13 protein-coding genes are annotated in these 17139 nt (G+C 59.1%); 8 read left to right on the forward strand and 5 right to left on the reverse strand.

What is annotated here, in order from left to right; translation table 11 throughout:
• Positions 1 to 107 precede the first annotated feature (107 nt).
• From AC06G5_RS26270 to AC06G5_RS26290, 5 genes are all read left to right on the forward strand, one after another.
• On the forward strand, positions 108 to 3956 hold the full coding sequence (locus AC06G5_RS26270) for a sensor domain-containing protein (protein ID WP_413703989.1): 3849 nt from the start codon (positions 108 to 110) through the stop codon (positions 3954 to 3956).
• Positions 3957 to 4180: 224 nt separating this feature from the next.
• Positions 4181 to 5434, forward strand: a complete 1254-nt coding sequence (glyA, locus tag AC06G5_RS26275; RefSeq protein ID WP_008022534.1) for a serine hydroxymethyltransferase — start codon at positions 4181 to 4183, stop codon at positions 5432 to 5434.
• Between the two features lie 350 nt (positions 5435 to 5784).
• On the forward strand, positions 5785 to 7098 hold the full coding sequence (locus AC06G5_RS26280) for a C4-dicarboxylate transporter DctA (RefSeq protein WP_322614913.1): 1314 nt from the start codon (positions 5785 to 5787) through the stop codon (positions 7096 to 7098).
• 49 nt (positions 7099 to 7147) lie between these two features.
• A complete protein-coding gene (locus AC06G5_RS26285) occupies positions 7148 to 7852 on the forward strand; it encodes a FadR/GntR family transcriptional regulator (protein ID WP_057400500.1) in 705 nt (234 codons plus the stop codon).
• A 25-nt stretch (positions 7853 to 7877) separates the two neighbouring features.
• The gene (locus AC06G5_RS26290) at positions 7878 to 8558 is read left to right on the forward strand and encodes a GntR family transcriptional regulator (protein ID WP_413426269.1); all 681 of its coding nucleotides are present in this window, start codon (positions 7878 to 7880) and stop codon (positions 8556 to 8558) included.
• A gap of 122 nt (positions 8559 to 8680) precedes the next feature.
• On the opposite strand, the gene yjiA is transcribed toward AC06G5_RS26290, so the two are convergent.
• The 3 genes from yjiA to AC06G5_RS26305 form a co-directional block, all read right to left on the reverse strand.
• Positions 8681 to 9652 carry a GTPase gene (gene yjiA, locus AC06G5_RS26295; RefSeq protein ID WP_413426271.1) on the reverse strand — a complete coding sequence of 324 codons (972 nt, stop codon included), beginning with the start codon at positions 9650 to 9652 and terminating at the stop codon, positions 8681 to 8683.
• A gap of 161 nt (positions 9653 to 9813) precedes the next feature.
• Complete coding sequence (locus AC06G5_RS26300; RefSeq protein WP_007895266.1) at positions 9814 to 10011, reverse strand: YbdD/YjiX family protein; 198 nt, start codon at positions 10009 to 10011, stop codon at positions 9814 to 9816.
• Between the two features lie 15 nt (positions 10012 to 10026).
• The gene (locus AC06G5_RS26305; RefSeq protein WP_480458563.1) at positions 10027 to 12093 is read right to left on the reverse strand and encodes a carbon starvation CstA family protein; all 2067 of its coding nucleotides are present in this window, start codon (positions 12091 to 12093) and stop codon (positions 10027 to 10029) included.
• 160 nt (positions 12094 to 12253) lie between these two features.
• On the opposite strand from AC06G5_RS26305, the gene AC06G5_RS26310 reads away from it, so the two are divergent.
• Positions 12254 to 12622 (forward strand): PilZ domain-containing protein, encoded by a 369-nt coding sequence (locus AC06G5_RS26310; RefSeq protein ID WP_413424654.1) that lies wholly within the window; start codon positions 12254 to 12256, stop codon positions 12620 to 12622.
• A gap of 145 nt (positions 12623 to 12767) precedes the next feature.
• On the opposite strand, the gene radA is transcribed toward AC06G5_RS26310, so the two are convergent.
• The gene (gene radA, locus AC06G5_RS26315) at positions 12768 to 14135 is read right to left on the reverse strand and encodes a DNA repair protein RadA (protein ID WP_057400505.1); all 1368 of its coding nucleotides are present in this window, start codon (positions 14133 to 14135) and stop codon (positions 12768 to 12770) included.
• A 630-nt stretch (positions 14136 to 14765) separates the two neighbouring features.
• On the opposite strand from radA, the gene mscL reads away from it, so the two are divergent.
• Positions 14766 to 15179 (forward strand): large-conductance mechanosensitive channel protein MscL, encoded by a 414-nt coding sequence (mscL, locus tag AC06G5_RS26320; RefSeq protein ID WP_413424651.1) that lies wholly within the window; start codon positions 14766 to 14768, stop codon positions 15177 to 15179.
• Positions 15180 to 15222: 43 nt separating this feature from the next.
• On the opposite strand, the gene AC06G5_RS26325 is transcribed toward mscL, so the two are convergent.
• Positions 15223 to 15999, reverse strand: a complete 777-nt coding sequence (locus AC06G5_RS26325; RefSeq protein WP_413424649.1) for a ferredoxin--NADP reductase — start codon at positions 15997 to 15999, stop codon at positions 15223 to 15225.
• Positions 16000 to 16302: 303 nt separating this feature from the next.
• Here AC06G5_RS26325 and AC06G5_RS26330 point away from each other — a divergent pair, with 303 nt between their 5' ends.
• Positions 16303 to 17016, forward strand: a complete 714-nt coding sequence (locus tag AC06G5_RS26330; RefSeq protein ID WP_413424647.1) for a helix-turn-helix transcriptional regulator — start codon at positions 16303 to 16305, stop codon at positions 17014 to 17016.
• Positions 17017 to 17139 lie beyond the last annotated feature (123 nt).

Genomic DNA, 17139 nt, shown 5'->3' on the forward strand with positions numbered 1-17139 from the left:
GGACAGGGGCTGGCACTTCGCCACAACTCAAGGCATGCTAGCCGCCCTTCGGGCGTCCGGCTTATAGTGCACGTCGCGTCGGTCCAGCCAAACCGCAGGATTACAGCTTGTCCAATGTCCCCCCGCCTCTGACTTCCAGTGCGCCGGCCACAACGCCCGGCTCCCCCCTGCTCGGGACTTTGAAGGGCACCTTGGCGACACTTGCACTATTGCTGCTGGCCCTGCTGTTCTGGCAGTTGCTCGACCAACTGCGGGAAACCCAGAAGAACCAGCGCCAGTACACCATCGACTACACCGCCGATCTGGCCGCGCAGGTCAGCCTGAACATGGCACTCAACGCGCAGATCGCCCTCAATCTGTTGCCGATCGTCGAACAACCGCAGGACGCCGATGAGCTGCAGGCCCTGCTGCGCAAGCTGCAACAGTCACTGCCTGATCTGCGCAGCCTGGCTTTGCTCAGCCCCTCCGGAAAAGTCATCAGTGACAGCGCTCTCGATAGCGATGACAGCGACTACCTGGGTGAACTGGTACGCCGCAGCCACGCCCAGGCGCACTACTTCAGCAATGCCACCGACGGTTCCGTGGTGCATCTATTGTTGCATCAGGCCAGCGGCAGCTCCCGAGGCTATTGGGCCTTGCGTCTGACTCCCACCTTCTTTTCGTCCTTGACCAAGCAAGGCGAGGCCGTGGACCGTCCGATGTGGCTGGTGGAAAACCGTGTCAATCATCAGATCGTCAGCCGTGACGAAGCGTTGCCCTCGGTCACCCCGGGGACGCTGACCGCCGACGACATCGCCAACAGCGTGCTGACGGTTCCGCTGAGCAGCAGCGATTGGCAATTGCGCGGCTTGTTCGACCGTCAGCGCGTGCTGGAGCAACTGCTACCGGCGTTCATCGGCAAATGCCTGCTGGGCCTGGCGTTTTCCATGCTGCCGTTTCTTGCCTTGCTGAACATGCGCCGACGTCAGCGCCAGTTGAATGAAGGCCGCCGGCGTTATCAGGACATATTCGAAGGCACCGGCGTGGCTTTGTGCGTGCTCGACATGTCAGGGCTCAAGGTCTTTTTCGACAAGGCACAGCTGCAGGGCAGCGAGCAACTGCAAGCATGGCTGGCGATCCCGGAGCAACGCCGTCAATTGCTGAACGAACTGCGGATCACCGAGGTCAACCAGGTCGCGCTGCAACTGCTTAATGTCGATAGCACCGACAACGCCTGGAAACTGCTGGTCGACGGCAATCCGCAGGACGGCACCGCCATCGGCAACCAGGTGCTCGACGCGATGCTCAATCGGCAGCAACAGCTGGAGCTGGAAATCAAGCTCCAGGACGCCAGCGGTCGCGACCAGCACCTGTGGCTGGTGCTGCGCCTGCCGCAAACCCCGGACGACTATGACGCGGTGATCCTGAGCATCACCGACATCACCAGCCGCAAGCTCATCGAATTGTCATTGCAGGAGCGTGAAGGGTTCTGGTCGGATGTGGTGCGCACGGTGCCGGATCACCTGTATGTGCAGGACGTGATCAGCCAGCGCATGATCTTCAGCAACCACCACCTGGGCCAGACCCTGGGTTACAACCGCACTGAACTGCAGCAGATGGGCGAATACTTCTGGGAAATCCTCCTGCATCCCGAAGACGCCGACTATTACCATCGCTCCCGCCAGGTCCAGCGCCAGACCGGTTATCGCCAGTTGATGCAGTGCCAGTTGCGCTTCCGCCATCGGGACGGCCAGTGGCGACGCTTCGAGATTCGCGAACAGGCACTGGCGCGGGACAAGGAGGATCAGGTCACGCGGATCATCGGCGTGGCCAAGGACATTACCGACCAGATCGAAGCAAGCGAATCGCTGCGCGACAGCGAGCAGCGCTACCGGATGCTCGCCGAAAGCATCAGCGACGTGATTTTCTCCACCGACAACCGCCTTAACCTCAATTACGTCAGCCCTTCGGTGCAAGCCGTGCTGGGCTACAACGCCGAGTGGATTTTCCAGAATGGCTGGCAATCGACCATTGCCAACCCGCAACAACTGACCGGCATCTACCACCTGATGGACCGGGTCAGCAAAGCGCTGGATCAGCCGGACCAACTGGCGCTGTTGCGCTGCCAGGTGCAAACCCAACTGTTCCTGTTCGATTGCCTGCGGGCCGACGGGCGCAAGATCCCGATCGAGCTGCGCCTGGTATTGGTCTGGGACGAACACGGCACGTTCGAAGGCGTGCTCGGCGTCGGTCGCGACATCAGCCAGCAACGTCGGGCCGAAAAAGACTTGCGCATGGCCGCCACGGTATTCGAACACTCGACCTCGGCGATCCTGATCACCGACCCGGCCGGCTACATCGTCCAGGCCAACGAAGCCTTCAGCCGTGTCAGCGGTTATGCCGTGGAGCAGGTCCTCGACCAGTTGCCGAACATGCTGACCGTCGACGAGCAGCAGGATACCCATCTGCGTTACGTGCTCAAGCAATTGGGCCAGCACAGCACCTGGGAAGGCGAAGTCTGGCTCAAGCGCCGCAACGGCGAGCACTACCCGGCCTGGGTCGGGATCACCGCGGTACTCGACGACGAAGGCGACCTGGCCAGTTATGTGTGTTTCTTCAGTGACATCAGCGAGCGCAAGGCCAGCGAGCAGCGGATTCACCGCCTCGCCTACTACGATGCCCTGACCCACCTGCCCAACCGCACGCTGTTCCAGGATCGCCTGCACACGGCACTGCAATCGGCCGAACGGCAGAAGTCGTGGGTGGTGCTGATGTTCCTCGATCTCGACCGCTTCAAGCCGATCAACGACTCCCTGGGCCACGCCGCCGGCGACCGCATGCTCAAGGAAATGGCCGCGCGCCTGCTCGGTTGCGTCGACGATGACGACACCGTGGCGCGCATGGGCGGGGACGAATTCACCTTGCTCCTGCAACCGCGGGCCAACCGTGAAATCGCCCTGAACCGGGCCATTCATGTGGCCGAACAGATTCTCGCCAGCCTGGTGAAACCGTTTGTGCTTGAAGGCCGCGAGTTCTTCGTCACGGCCAGTATCGGCATCGCCCTGAGCCCGCAGGACGGCAACGAACTCAGCCAATTGATGAAGAATGCCGACACCGCGATGTACCACGCCAAGGAGCGTGGCAAGAACAACTTCCAGTTCTATCAGGCGGACATGAACGCCAGTGCGCTGGAACGCCTGGAGCTGGAAAGCGACTTGCGCCATGCCCTGGAACAGAACGAATTCGTACTGTATTACCAACCGCAGTTCAGCGGCGACGGCAAGCGCCTGACCGGTGCCGAGGCACTGTTGCGCTGGCGCCATCCACGCCGCGGGCTGGTGCCGCCGGGGGATTTCATTCCAGTGCTCGAAGAGCTCGGGCTGGTGGTGGATGTCGGCGACTGGGTGATCAGCGAAGCCTGCCGCCAGCTCAAGGCCTGGCATCAGGCCAGGGTACGGGTGCCGAAGGTGTCGGTGAACATCTCGGCGCGGCAGTTCTCCGACGGCCAGCTCGGCACGCGAATCGCCACCATCCTCAAGGAAACCGGCCTGCCGCCGGCGTGCCTGGAACTGGAACTCACCGAAAGTATCCTGATGCGCGAAGTCTGCGAGGCGATGCAGATACTCGATGGCCTGAAAAACCTCGGCCTGAGCATTGCGGTCGACGATTTCGGTACCGGTTACTCATCGCTCAACTACCTCAAGCAGTTCCCGATCGACGTACTGAAGATCGACCGCACTTTCGTCGACGGCCTGCCGTCGGGTGAACAGGATGCGCAGATCGCCCGGGCGATCATTGCCATGGCCCACAGCCTGAACCTGGCGGTGATCGCCGAAGGCGTGGAAACCCACGAGCAGCTTGATTTCCTGAGGGAGCACGGTTGCGACGAGGTGCAGGGTTACCTGTTCGGCCGTCCGATGCCGGCAGGCCGGTTCGAAGGGCAGTTCAGTAATGATGCGCTGTTCATGTTTGACTGAGGTTTTGCAGCGCCGCAGATGACGCCTTCGCGAGCAAGCCCGCTCCCACATTTTGGAATGCATTCCCCTGTGGGAGCGGGCTTGCTCGCGAAGAGACCGGCACGATCACCGCTAATCCCCGCATGAACACCACTTGTCTGCGACATGATGCCGTTTCATATGCCATCTAAAACCCATTGGGTTAGAATGCCCCCCTTTTCCGCCCCCGATCCTTGAGGACCGCCATGTTCAGCCGTGATTTGACTATTGCCAAGTACGACGCCGATCTCTTTGCCGCCATGGAGCAAGAAGCTCAGCGCCAGGAAGAGCACATTGAGCTGATCGCTTCGGAAAACTACACCAGCCCTGCGGTGATGGAAGCTCAAGGCTCGGTCTTGACCAACAAGTACGCCGAAGGCTACCCGGGCAAGCGCTACTACGGTGGTTGCGAGTACGTAGACGTCGTCGAGCAGCTGGCTATCGATCGCGCCAAAGAGTTGTTCGGTGCCGACTACGCCAACGTTCAGCCACACGCTGGCTCGCAAGCCAACAGCGCCGTTTACCTGGCCCTGCTGTCGGCTGGCGACACCATCCTGGGCATGAGCCTGGCCCACGGCGGTCACCTGACCCACGGCGCCAGCGTTTCGTCCTCCGGCAAGCTGTACAACGCCATCCAGTACGGCATCGACGCCAACGGCCTGATCGACTACGACGAAGTCGAGCGCCTGGCCGTTGAGCACAAGCCGAAAATGATCGTGGCTGGCTTCTCTGCCTACTCGCAGATCCTCGACTTCCCGCGCTTCCGTGCAATCGCTGACAAGGTTGGCGCTTACCTGTTCGTCGACATGGCTCACGTAGCCGGTCTGGTCGCCGCTGGCGTCTACCCGAACCCGGTTCCATTCGCCGACGTCGTGACCACCACCACCCACAAGACCCTGCGCGGTCCACGTGGCGGCCTGATCCTGGCTCGCGCCAACGCCGACATCGAGAAGAAGCTGAACTCCGCGGTATTCCCGGGCGCCCAGGGCGGCCCGCTGGAGCACGTGATCGCGGCCAAGGCGATCTGCTTCAAGGAAGCGCTGCAGCCTGAGTTCAAGGCTTACCAGCAACAAGTGGTGAAGAACGCCCAGGCCATGGCCAGCGTGTTCATCGAGCGCGGCTTCGACGTAGTGTCGGGCGGTACTGAGAACCACCTGTTCCTGCTGTCGCTGATCAAGCAGGAAATCTCCGGTAAAGACGCCGATGCCGCTCTGGGCAAAGCGTTCATCACCGTGAACAAGAACTCCGTGCCAAACGACCCACGCTCCCCGTTCGTCACCTCCGGTCTGCGCTTCGGCACCCCGGCTGTGACCACTCGCGGCTTCAAGGAAGCAGAGTGCAAGGAACTGGCCGGCTGGATCTGCGACATCCTGGCTGACCTGAACAACGAAGCGGTGATCGATGCCGTTCGTGAGAAGGTAAAGGCTATCTGCAAGAAGCTGCCGGTATACGGCGCTTAATCAGCCCCGCTAAACCGCAGTCATGAGAAACCGGCCAGAGATGGCCGGTTTTTTTTCGCCCGTGAAATGCTTCTGCAGGAGCGAGCTTGCTCGCGATGATTTCAATGATGATGCGTTGATCCAGCAAGCACTCGTTATCGTTGACGACCTTCGCGAGCACGCTCGCTCCTACAGGATCAGCACAACTGGTAAGACCGGTCATGCCAATTTTCTAATTTTTACTTGCGAACATCTAAAAATAGCGCCTAGACTGCGCCTGCACTGGACATACCGGTAAGACCACAATAATTAAGTCCTGAAGTCGATGCGCCTTGCGCACGGCAGCCAGGACACCGACCAGGATTCCTCCCATGCTCAGATGGTGCTCGCGTTCAATCTTCCTCCAAGTGGTTCTCGGACTGGTGCTCGGCATCGTCTGCGGACTGACCCTTCCCGAATACTCCGCTCAGCTCAAGCCGCTCGGTGACGGTTTTATCAAGCTGATCAAAATGCTCATCGGCCTGATCGTGTTCTGCGTGGTGGTCAGCGGCATCAGCGGTGCCGGCGACCTGAAAAAGGTCGGGCGCATCGGCCTAAAATCGGTGATCTACTTTGAAGTGCTGACCACCATCGCCCTGGTGATCGGCCTGGTGTTCGCCTTCAGCACCGGTATCGGCAGTGGCGCGAACATTCACCTGGAACAGCTTTCCGCTGCCGACATGGGCGACATTGCCCAGCGCGGCCAGCACATGCACACCACCACACAGTTCCTGATGGACCTGATTCCGACGTCGGTGATCGGCGCCTTTGCCGATAACAATATCCTGCAGGTCCTGCTGTTTTCAGTGTTGTTCGGCAGTGCACTGAATCTGGTGGGCGAGGCGGCATCGGGTATTTCGCGGCTGATCAATGAACTCAGCCACGTGATCTTCCGCATCATGGGCATGATCGTGCGACTGGCACCGATCGGTGTATTCGGCGCGATCGCCTTCACCACCAGCAAATATGGCCTGGACTCGCTGCAACACCTGGGCAGCCTGGTCGGCTTGTTCTACCTGACCTGTGTGGCCTTCGTTGCCCTGATTCTCGGCCTGGTGATGCGTCTCTCTGGCTTGAAGATGTGGCCATTGCTCAAATACCTTCGCGAGGAACTGCTCATCGTCATGGGCACCGCTTCGTCCGATGCCGTTCTGCCACAAATCATGCGCAAGCTCGAGCATCTGGGCATCGGCAGTTCGACAGTCGGCCTGGTGATTCCAACGGGTTACTCGTTCAACCTCGACGGTTTCTCGATCTACCTGACCCTGGCCATCGTGTTCATCGCCAACGCCACCGGCACGCCGCTGGCCATGACCGACCTGCTGACGATTCTGTTGGTATCGTTGATCACCTCCAAGGGTGCCCACGGTATTCCGGGCTCGGCGCTGGTGATTCTGGCGGCCACCCTGACCGCCATTCCGGCAATTCCGGTGGTGGGTCTGGTGCTGGTGCTGGCCGTGGACTGGTTCATGGGCATCGGCCGGGCACTGACCAACCTGATCGGCAACTGCGTAGCGACCGTCGCCATCGCACGGTGGGAAAAGGACATCGATGTACAACGGGCGAACAAGGTGCTTTCCGGCCAGGCGGGTTATACCTTCCAGCCACGAAAACCGGTTGCTCAAGCGGCAGCCAAAGAATTCTGAATGACCGCCGTGCCTGCCGACCCGCAGGCACGGCTCACGGAGCGAACAAGTGATTACCTCATCAACCGTCGTCAACTCAGTGGTAGAAAAACTTCGGGCCGCTTTGGCCAGGGGGCAGTGGCGCTCCGGCGACATGCTGCCGGGCCAGCGTGAACTGGCCGAACAACTGGGCATCAGCCGCCCGAGCCTGCGCGAAGCGGTGATCGTGCTGGAAACCCTCGGCCTCGTGCGTTCAATGCCGGGCAAAGGCGTTGTGGTGCTCGACGCGCAGCTCAGCGACAACGCCAGCCATGACAGCGCCGTGGCCGGCGCCAGCCTCGAAGATGTGCTGCAACTGCGCTACACCCTCGAACCGTTCATCGTCGGCCTCGTGGCGCAGTCCATCAGCAGCAAGGAAGTCGGGCAACTGCGCCTGACCCTGATGGACATGCGCGAAGCCCTGGAGGCTGGCGATAGTGAAGCCGGAGTCAGCGCCTACATCGCCTTCCACGAGGAATTGTTCACCCTGACCTCGAACCCGATCTTCCAGAGCGTGGTCCAGCAAACCAGCAATGCCCTCAAGCAAAGCGCCGAAGTGTTGCGCAACTCCCCGGAGCATCTGGCTGAACGCCTTGAAGAAAACGAGGCCGTGGTGCGCGCGATCCGCAGCAAGAACAGCGCCCAGGCCAGTGCCGAGATGCGTCGGCACATTTTGCGCGAAGGCCAGCGCATGGGCATCGAACTGAACATTCCGGAAGACAACCTCGGCAGTTGAAACCTCTTCGAACTGGAGATTGGCCATGACCGGCTTCGCCTCGCCACAAACACTCGTTACCCTGCCCATCCGCCCTTCGGTGGATGATCTGTATTCGCGGATCCTCGATGCCATTTTCGACCAGCGCATCCATTCGGCCAGCCGCTTTACGGAAGAAAGTCTGACGCAGATGTTCGGTGCTCGACGCAGCGATGTGCGCGATGTACTGACGCGACTGTCCCATCAGCAAATCATCCTCCTTCGAGTCAACCATCGTCCCCGCGTCGCCGAACTTGATGCCGAGCAGACCCGGCAGACACTGCATGCCCGGCGGCTCGCCGAGATCATGCTGGTGCGGCTGGCGTGTCAGCAACCCTGCGCGCAAGACCTGAAGCAACTGCGGACGCTAGTCGATAACGAGCGTGAATGCGCTGAGCGCGGCCGGGCAATTCGTTTGTCGGGAGAGTTCCATTTGCAGTTGGCCGAAATGGCTGGAAATGCACCGCTGGCGCATTTTCTTGGCAGCCTGGTGCCGCTGACCTCATTGGCGATTGCACAGTGTGAGGAGCAGACGCACAGTTGTTGCGCGTGGCAGGAGCATTTGGCGATTGCTGATGCTGTTGAACGTGGAAATGCTGCGACAGCGGTCATGCTGATAAACCGGCATCTGGATCATCTGGAGCAGACACTGCTCAGTACACCCCGTGAACATTGTGTTGCTGGCTAGATCGCATCGCGGGCAAGCCCGCTCCCACAGTGTTCGAGGGTAAGCACAGACTTTGTGTTCAACCAGAAACCTGTGGGAGCCGGGCTTGCCCGCGATGGCGCCCTCACAGACGCCATAAAACTTCAGACCGCCGCCACCCGCGCAAACCCCTCTCGAATCTTTTCTTCCGGCAAATCATCAGCAATGAACACGATCACGCTTTCGCGGGTTTCATCGTCGGCCCATTCGGTATCCCAGTCGAATCCATAAAGCTTCAAGACACCCTGGAACACCATGCGCCGCGGTTCGCCGAGGATGTTCAACACACCTTTGTAGCGCAGCAACTGCTTGCCATGCTCCTCCAGCAGCTCGTTCATGAACTCGCTGAGTCTGTCGATATCCAGCGGCTTTTCAGTGCGCAGCACCAGGCTGGAAATGCGGTCGATGGACGGTGCCTGGCTGACCGGTCGCAAACTCACCCCGCCACCGAGGTCGGCGTTGAGATTGAAACCGCGCACGTCGAGCAATTCGGCCAGGTCGATCTTGCCATGGTCGACCACGCGGATCGGGGCGCGACGGTTGATGCGGGTCAGGCGTTCGCTCAACGCGGTGAAGGTCAGCTCGTCCACCAGATCGCGCTTGCTCACCAGCAAGCGGTCGGCGAAACCGATCTGCGCCTGGGCGATGGTCTGGGTCAGGTGCAAGTCGGCATGCGCCGCATCGACCAGCGTGATGATGCCGTCGAGGATATAGCGCTCGCGCAATTCTTCGTCGATGAAAAAGGTTTGCGCCACGGGCGCCGGGTCGGCCAGGCCGGTGCACTCGATCACCAGACGGTCGAAGGCGATGTCGCCCTGGTCCAGACGCTCGAGCAACAGATAAAGCGCTTTGGTCAGGTCTGTATGGATGGTGCAGCAGACGCAGCCGTTGGAGAGCGTCATCACTTGCACCGGTTCATCGCCCAACAACTGGGTGTCGATACCGGCGTCGCTGAATTCGTTCTCGATCACGGCAATCTTCAGGCCGTGCTCGGCCTTGAGCAGGTGACGCAACAGGGTGGTCTTGCCAGCGCCGAGGAAGCCGCTGAGGATCGTGACCGGGATGGGAGAGGACAAGCTGGATCTCCTTTTTCACACAATGAAAAAACAACACAAAACAAATGTGGGAGCGGGCTTGCTCGCGAAGGGGCCGTCAGCTTCAACAGTTATGTTGACTGATACACCGCTTTCGCGAGCAAGCCCGCTCCCACAGGGTCGCTGTTAATCGAACAACCGGATCAACAGCACTTCGGCCCCCCCTTGCCACCGTAACGGGCTTCCTGACGCTCGCGAAAGAACATCTCATAGCTCATCACCGGTTTGTCCGGGTGCTTGGTCTGCATATGCTCGACGTAGTTGTCGTAGTCGGGCATGCCGACCATCAGGCGCGCGGCCTGACCGAGGTATTTACCGAGGCGACTCAGGTCATTGAACATGGTGCAAATCCTCGATCACGCTTCCGGCTGCGCCTGGAATGGCGATTCTTTATCCGTACGCTCCTTGCTGCCCCAGGCGGAAATACCGACCTTGAGCGCATAGAACAGGATGCTGAACACCACGAACAGGAACAGCGCGGTCAGCGTTGCGTTGGTGTAGGCGTTGAAGATCACGTGCTGCATCTGCGTGATGTCCTTGGCCGGGGCGAGGATCTGACCATTGGCCAGGGCATCGCTGTATTTTTTCGCCAGGGCGAGGAAGCCGATCGCCGGGTTGGCATCGAACAGCTTGATGAAGCCGGCGGTGGTGGTGCAGATCAGCAGCCATGCCGCCGGCAGCAAGGTCACCCAGATGTAGCGTTGGCGTTTCATCTTGATCAGCACCACGGTGCCGAGCATCAGCGCGATACCGGCCAGCATCTGGTTGGAGATACCGAACAGCGGCCACAAGGTGTTGATACCGCCCAGCGGGTCGATCACCCCTTGGTACAGCAACCAGCCCCACATGGCCACGCAACCGGCGGTGGCGATCAGGTTGGCGGTCCAGGATTCGGTGCGGCGCAGGGCCGGCACGAACGAACCGAGCAAGTCCTGAAGCATAAAGCGCCCGGCACGGGTACCGGCGTCGACCGCGGTCAGGATGAACAGCGCTTCGAACAGGATCGCGAAGTGGTACCAGAACGCCATGGTGTTTTCACCCGGCAGAACACTGTGCAGGATCTGTGCGATCCCCACCGCCAGGGTCGGCGCACCACCGGCACGGGCCAGGATGGTGGTTTCACCGATGTCATGGGCCACCGCCTGCAACGCTTCCGGCGTGATGGCAAAGCCCCAGTTGCTGACCGCTGTCGCTACCGCCACCACATCACCGCCAACCACGGCAGCCGGGCTGTTCATGGCGAAGTACACGCCTGGCTCGATCACCGACGCGGCGACCATGGCCATGATCGCCACGAACGATTCCATCAGCATGCCGCCGTAACCGATGTAGCGGGCGTTGGTTTCGTTATCCAGCAGTTTCGGTGTAGTACCGGAAGAGATCAGCGCATGGAAACCCGAGACCGCGCCACAGGCGATGGTGATGAACAGGAACGGGAACAGACCGCCCTTCCATACCGGGCCGGTGCCGTCGATGAACTGGGTCAGCGCCGGCATTTTCAGCTCGGGCATGGTCACCAGGATGCCGATGGCCAGGGCCACGATGGTGCCGATTTTCAGGAAGGTCGACAGGTAGTCACGCGGCGCCAGGATCAGCCATACCGGCAACACCGCCGCGACAAAACCGTAGCCGATCAGCATCCAGGTGATTTGTACGCCAGTGAAGCTGAAAGCCTTGGCCCACACCGGATCCGCGGCAATCTGCCCACCGAGCCAGATCGAACCGAGCAGCAGCACCACGCCGATCACCGAGATTTCGCCGATGCGACCGGGGCGGATGTAGCGCATGTAGACGCCCATGAACATCGCGATCGGGATGGTCGCCATCACCGTGAAAATGCCCCAGGGGCTTTCGGCCAGGGCCTTCACGACGATCAGCGCCAGCACCGCGAGGATGATGATCATGATCAGGAAGCAGCCGAACAGCGCGATGGTACCGGGGATGCGGCCCATTTCTTCACGGACCATGTCGCCCAGGGAGCGACCGTTGCGGCGGGTGGACATGAACAGGACCATGAAGTCCTGGACGGCACCGGCCAGCACCACGCCGGCGATCAGCCACAGCGTGCCGGGCAGGTAGCCCATCTGCGCCGCCAGCACCGGACCGACCAGCGGACCTGCACCGGCGATGGCTGCGAAGTGGTGACCAAAAAGAATGTGTTTGTTGGTCGGAACGTAGTCCAGACCGTCATTGTTGAGCACAGCGGGAGTGGCCCGGCGCGCATCGAGTTGCATGACATTGTTGGCGATGAACAGACTGTAGTAGCGATAGGCGACCAGATAGATGGCCACGGCAGCGACCACAATCCACAAGGCGTTGATGGCCTCGCCTCGGCGCAGTGCCACGACACCCAAGGCACACGCACCTACGATTGCCAGCACCAGCCAAGGCAGATGGCGTAGCGGGCTATTATTATTTTTCATTTTATTATTCCAGCCAGAGTGGACAAGAAAGACAGCCACCCCGAGTTTAGCGCTCCTGACGGCAAAGGCCATACCCCGACATTGGTCTGGACACCTGCACGCGCTGGCAGCCTTTGATCAGGCGGGTCTATAGTCAGCGTACATTTCCGAGGATCGCGCCATGAGCGAGCACCCTGCCGAACGTCGCCGCTTCAAACGTATTGCGTTCGATGCACGAACCGAGCTGAGTCAGGGTGAGTCCACCTGGTCGGTGAAGTTGGTTGATCTGTCGCTCAAGGGGTTATTGATCGAGCGTCCCGATCCTTGGTTGGGCAACCCGCAGCAGGATTTTCTGGTCGACATACATCTGAGCGAAGAGGCCGACATCACCATGGATGTGCAACTGGCCCATGACGACCATGGCCAACTTGGCTTTGTTTGCCGGCACATCAGCCTGGAATCCATCGGGCGCCTGCGGCGGTTGATCGAGCTAAATCTGGGCGACCAGCAGGAGCTTGAGCGCGAACTGGGTGCCCTGATCGAAGTCTGACCGCCCGGCAACCATCCAGTGTGGGAGCGGGCTTACTCGCGAAGAGGCCGTTACATTCAGCATCTCCGTTGACTGACACACCGCTTTCGTCGGAACGCCGCCCGGACCAAGCCCGCTCCCACAGGGTTTGTGTTTCCCCTGCAGATTATTCGAACAACGCATCCAAGGCCTGCTCCAGGCGAGTAACGGCAATGATCTGCAACCCTGCCGGAGCCTCCTTCGGCGCATTACCCTTGGGCACGATGGCCCGCTTGAAGCCGTGCTTGGCAGCTTCTTTCAATCGCTCCTGACCGCTAGGCACCGGACGCACTTCACCGGACAGCCCGACTTCACCGAACACCAGCAGATCGTGGGGCAACGGCCGGTTGCGCAAACTGGACATCACCGCCGCCATCAAGGCCAGGTCGGACGCCGTTTCCAGCACCTTGACCCCACCGACCACGTTGAGGAACACGTCCTGATCGTGGGTCGGAATGCCACCGTGACGGTGCAGCACCGCCAGCAACATCGCCAGCCGGTTCTGATCCAGCCCCAGCGTGACCCGACGCGGGTTGGCCAGGTGACTGTCGTCCACCAGCGCCTGAACCTCCACCAGCATCGGCCGCGTGCCTTCCCACGTTGCCATCACCACACTGCCCGGGACTTCTTCCTGGGCGCGGGTCAGAAAAATCGCCGACGGATTGGAGACTTCTTTCAGGCCTTTGTCGGTCATGCCGAACACGCCCAATTCATTGACGGCACCGAAGCGGTTCTTCACCGCCCTCAGCAGACGCAGGCGCCCATCGGACTCACCCTCGAAATACAGCACGGTGTCGACCATGTGTTCCAGCACCCGAGGGCCCGCCAGCGCGCCTTCCTTGGTGACGTGGCCCACCAGGAAGATCGCCGTACCGCTCTGTTTGGCATAACGCACCAGTAACGCCGCGCTTTCACGTACCTGGGATACACCACCCGGGGCCGATTGCAGTTGCTCGGTAAAGATCGTCTGGATCGAGTCGATCACCATCACCCTGGGCTTTTCCTGACGGGCCGTGGCAATGATGGCTTCGATGCAGGTTTCGGTCATGACCCGCAGTTGATCCTGAGGCAACCCCAGGCGCCGTGCACGCATGGCCACTTGCTGCTGGGACTCTTCACCGGTGACGTACAACGCCGGCATGCTCTTGGCGAGGTTGCACAGGGTTTGCAACAGAATGGTCGACTTGCCGATGCCCGGGTCGCCACCGATCAGCACCACCGAGCCATCCACCAGACCACCACCCAAAACCCGGTCGAGTTCGCTGGAAGCGGTGGAGAAACGCGGAATTTCTTCGACACTGACTTCGGCCAGGGTCTTGATCTGCGCCTGCTGGCCGGCCCAGCCGGTACGACCGCTGGGGGCAGCTGCCCCGCCGCTTTCCACCATGGTTTCGGTGAGCGTGTTCCAGGCCCCGCACTCACCGCACTGGCCGGCCCATTTGGGGAAGGTTGAGCCGCACTCGGTGCAGCCATACATGCGCTTGGCCTTGGCCATCGGAACCCCCGGAAAAAAACGCGATGATAGCTCAGCCAAGGCGCGCGAGTACGGTCAGGTACTTTGCAACCCGTTTAATATTTTCAAAATATTTCAACAGGCTCAGGCATACCGATATACGCCCCCCTACAAAAACTTGTATAAGTTTTTCCACGCACGCCCGACAAACACTAGAGACACGCCTTACTGAACGACTTGAAAACCTATACAAACTTTATTCAGTTACACATTTAGTGCAAAATCAATTAAACAAAACACAGCTATCCGCTCCGAGCAATACATAACTTTCTAGCCCTCCAGAACTAACGAAACAGTTAATACAACTACAAACGCACTAGTTCTAAATACAGCCTCCTGACCACCAGCTGCGCGTTCAACTTAAACGGCCCGACTCAGGGATGGTCTCTCAACTCTGGTTCGCTGAAACAAACGACGCCCTGTCGTTGAGAAAAGTCGTATTCAAACTGCCTCAGAATGGCTGACCAGCCCACACATGAGATCGATCGGTGATTTTTTCAACACCGCCCGGGTCGATTGCTGGCAAGCACAACAGGCACTTGACTCGAGCAGGATGCGATTTGCTGATTTACACTGCGCTTATCAACCTCATCTGTAACAAGGAAATAACCTATGGGCGTGCTTAACGAGTTCAAGGCCTTCGCGGTCAAAGGCAACGTGGTCGACATGGCCGTCGGCATCATTATCGGTGCAGCCTTCGGCAAGATCGTTACGTCGTTTGTCGGTGACCTGGTCATGCCGCCAATCGGGATGCTGATCGGTGGCGTGGACTTCAGTGATCTGGCCATAACGCTCAAGGCAGCAGAAGGCGCAACTCCAGCGGTGGTGCTGGCGTATGGCAAATTCATCCAGACCATCATCGACTTCGTCATCGTCGCCTTTGCGATTTTCATGGGCGTCAAGGCCATCAACCGCCTGAAGCGCGAAGAGGCCGTGGCCCCTAGCCTGCCGCCGGTTCCCACCAAGGAAGAAGAATTGCTGGGCGAAATCCGCGACTTGCTCAAGGCCCAGAACAACCGGCCTTGACTTCATTAGCGAAAAAAAACGGCGCTTTGAGGCGCCGTTTTTCTTACCAGAAGTTTTCCACCGCCACCTGGCCGGGTCGCCGACTGAGGCTCAAGTGCATGTCCCGCTGTTTAAGCAGCTTGCGCGTGTCATCGATCATCTGCGGATTGCCGCACAGCATGACCCGTGAGTGCTCAGGCGTCAGCGCAACACCCGCGACACGCTCCAGCTCGCCGTTTTCAATCAACGTGGTGATACGCCCGTTCAATGCGCCAGGATGCTGCTCACGAGTGACCGTGGTGATGAACTGCAGTTTGTGTGTGTACTCCGCCAGATACTCACGTTGCGCCAACCCTGCGATCAGCTCCTGATAAGCCAGTTCCCGGGCTTCGCGAACGCTGTAGACCAGGATGATCCGCTCGAATCTCTCCCAGACTTCGAAGTCCTGGAGTATCGACAGGAACGGCGCCAGGCCCGTGCCTGTGGATAACAACCACAGATCGCGTCCATCGACAAAACGGTCCAGCGTCAGGTAGCCGAAAGCCTGGCGGTCGACCAGTAATGTATCGTCAACGCCCAGTCGGCACAGTTCGCTGGTGAACTCACCGCCCGGTACGACAATGGAAAAGAACTCGAGGAACTCGTCAAAGGGCGAGGACACCATGGAGTAGGCACGCCATACCGTGCTGCCATCAGCCTTGGTGACACCCAATCGGGCAAACTGCCCCGCCCGAAAACGAAACCCTGCATCCCGGGTGGCGCGCAGGGTAAACAGGTTCGGGGTCAACGGATGAACCTCGCGCAAGGTCTGACGCGTAAATTTTTCTTCACTGACGGACATGGAAGGCTCCAATCAAAAGACACCCCCAGTGTCCCGCAAAGAAAGCAGCGTAAACACCGACAGTTTGTAGTGACATTAATCTGCACCAGCGACTTGTTACAAAATATTACGCCCAACCATAGATATAAAATGACATATGGATTTTTTAACTCATCAATTGCCTAAGAACCTTAAATACACTTTTCCAACAGCCAAAAGAGCAAATTTGTTGCACCAGCACCGTAGGAACTGTCCTACACTCGTCACGTGCCGCATTTTGGATCCAATTCTTCACCCAAAAGACACACTTATGGAGATCATTCTATGGAGATCTGGAAAGAGTCACAGCTCAAGCAATTGGCGCATACGCAAGAGATCAATACGGCCTATCGAATCGCGCTCAATTTTGCCAAAAACCTTGGATATAAATTCTGTGGCTTTTCAATTACTTCAAACTCAGTCGGGATCGACGCCAGTACGGTGAACCTGAACAATTTCCCTCATGAGTGGAATACCCAATATGAAAAAAACCACGTCTCGCAAATAGATCCGGTAATGGCTCATTGCAATCACTCATTATTGCCTGTTCTCTGGAGCGAGGAGCTTTTTTCCAGGACACCATGGCTATGGCAGTTGTTGCAGCAACAAGGTTTGCAGCATGGCTGGTCCCAGGCGATCCACGATGAGGAAACAGGCCTGCGCAGTATTCTCAGCCTGGCCAGGAGCCATTGCCCCATTTCCGCTTTTGAGCTGTACGAGAATCTTGGGTTCTCGGTGTTCATCAGTCGCCATCTGCACGCTCTGGCAATCGCAATGCAACCGAAAAAACCGGCTCCCCCTCAGATTCCCCCCTTGTCACGGCGGGAACTTGAAGTGTTGAAACTGTCGGCCGATGGCAAGACGGCCTATGAAATTGCCAGGATCCTCAATTTGAGTGAGCGCACAGTCAACTTTCATGTACACAGGGCTATCGAGAAGCTTGGCGTCAACAACAAGATTGCGGCCGTCATCGCCGCGGCACGGTCCGGAGCCATCTGAAAAGCCCGACTGCGGGAAAACCTGCGGGTAATCCAGGCAAAAAAAACGTACCATTTGCGGTCCCTCCTGAGTGATAGCGTGTAGACCTTCACGGCGCAGTACACTCGGACGGCTCCGCCCGCT

The sequence above is a fragment of the Pseudomonas sp. WT-JTC genome, assembly GCF_056711565.1.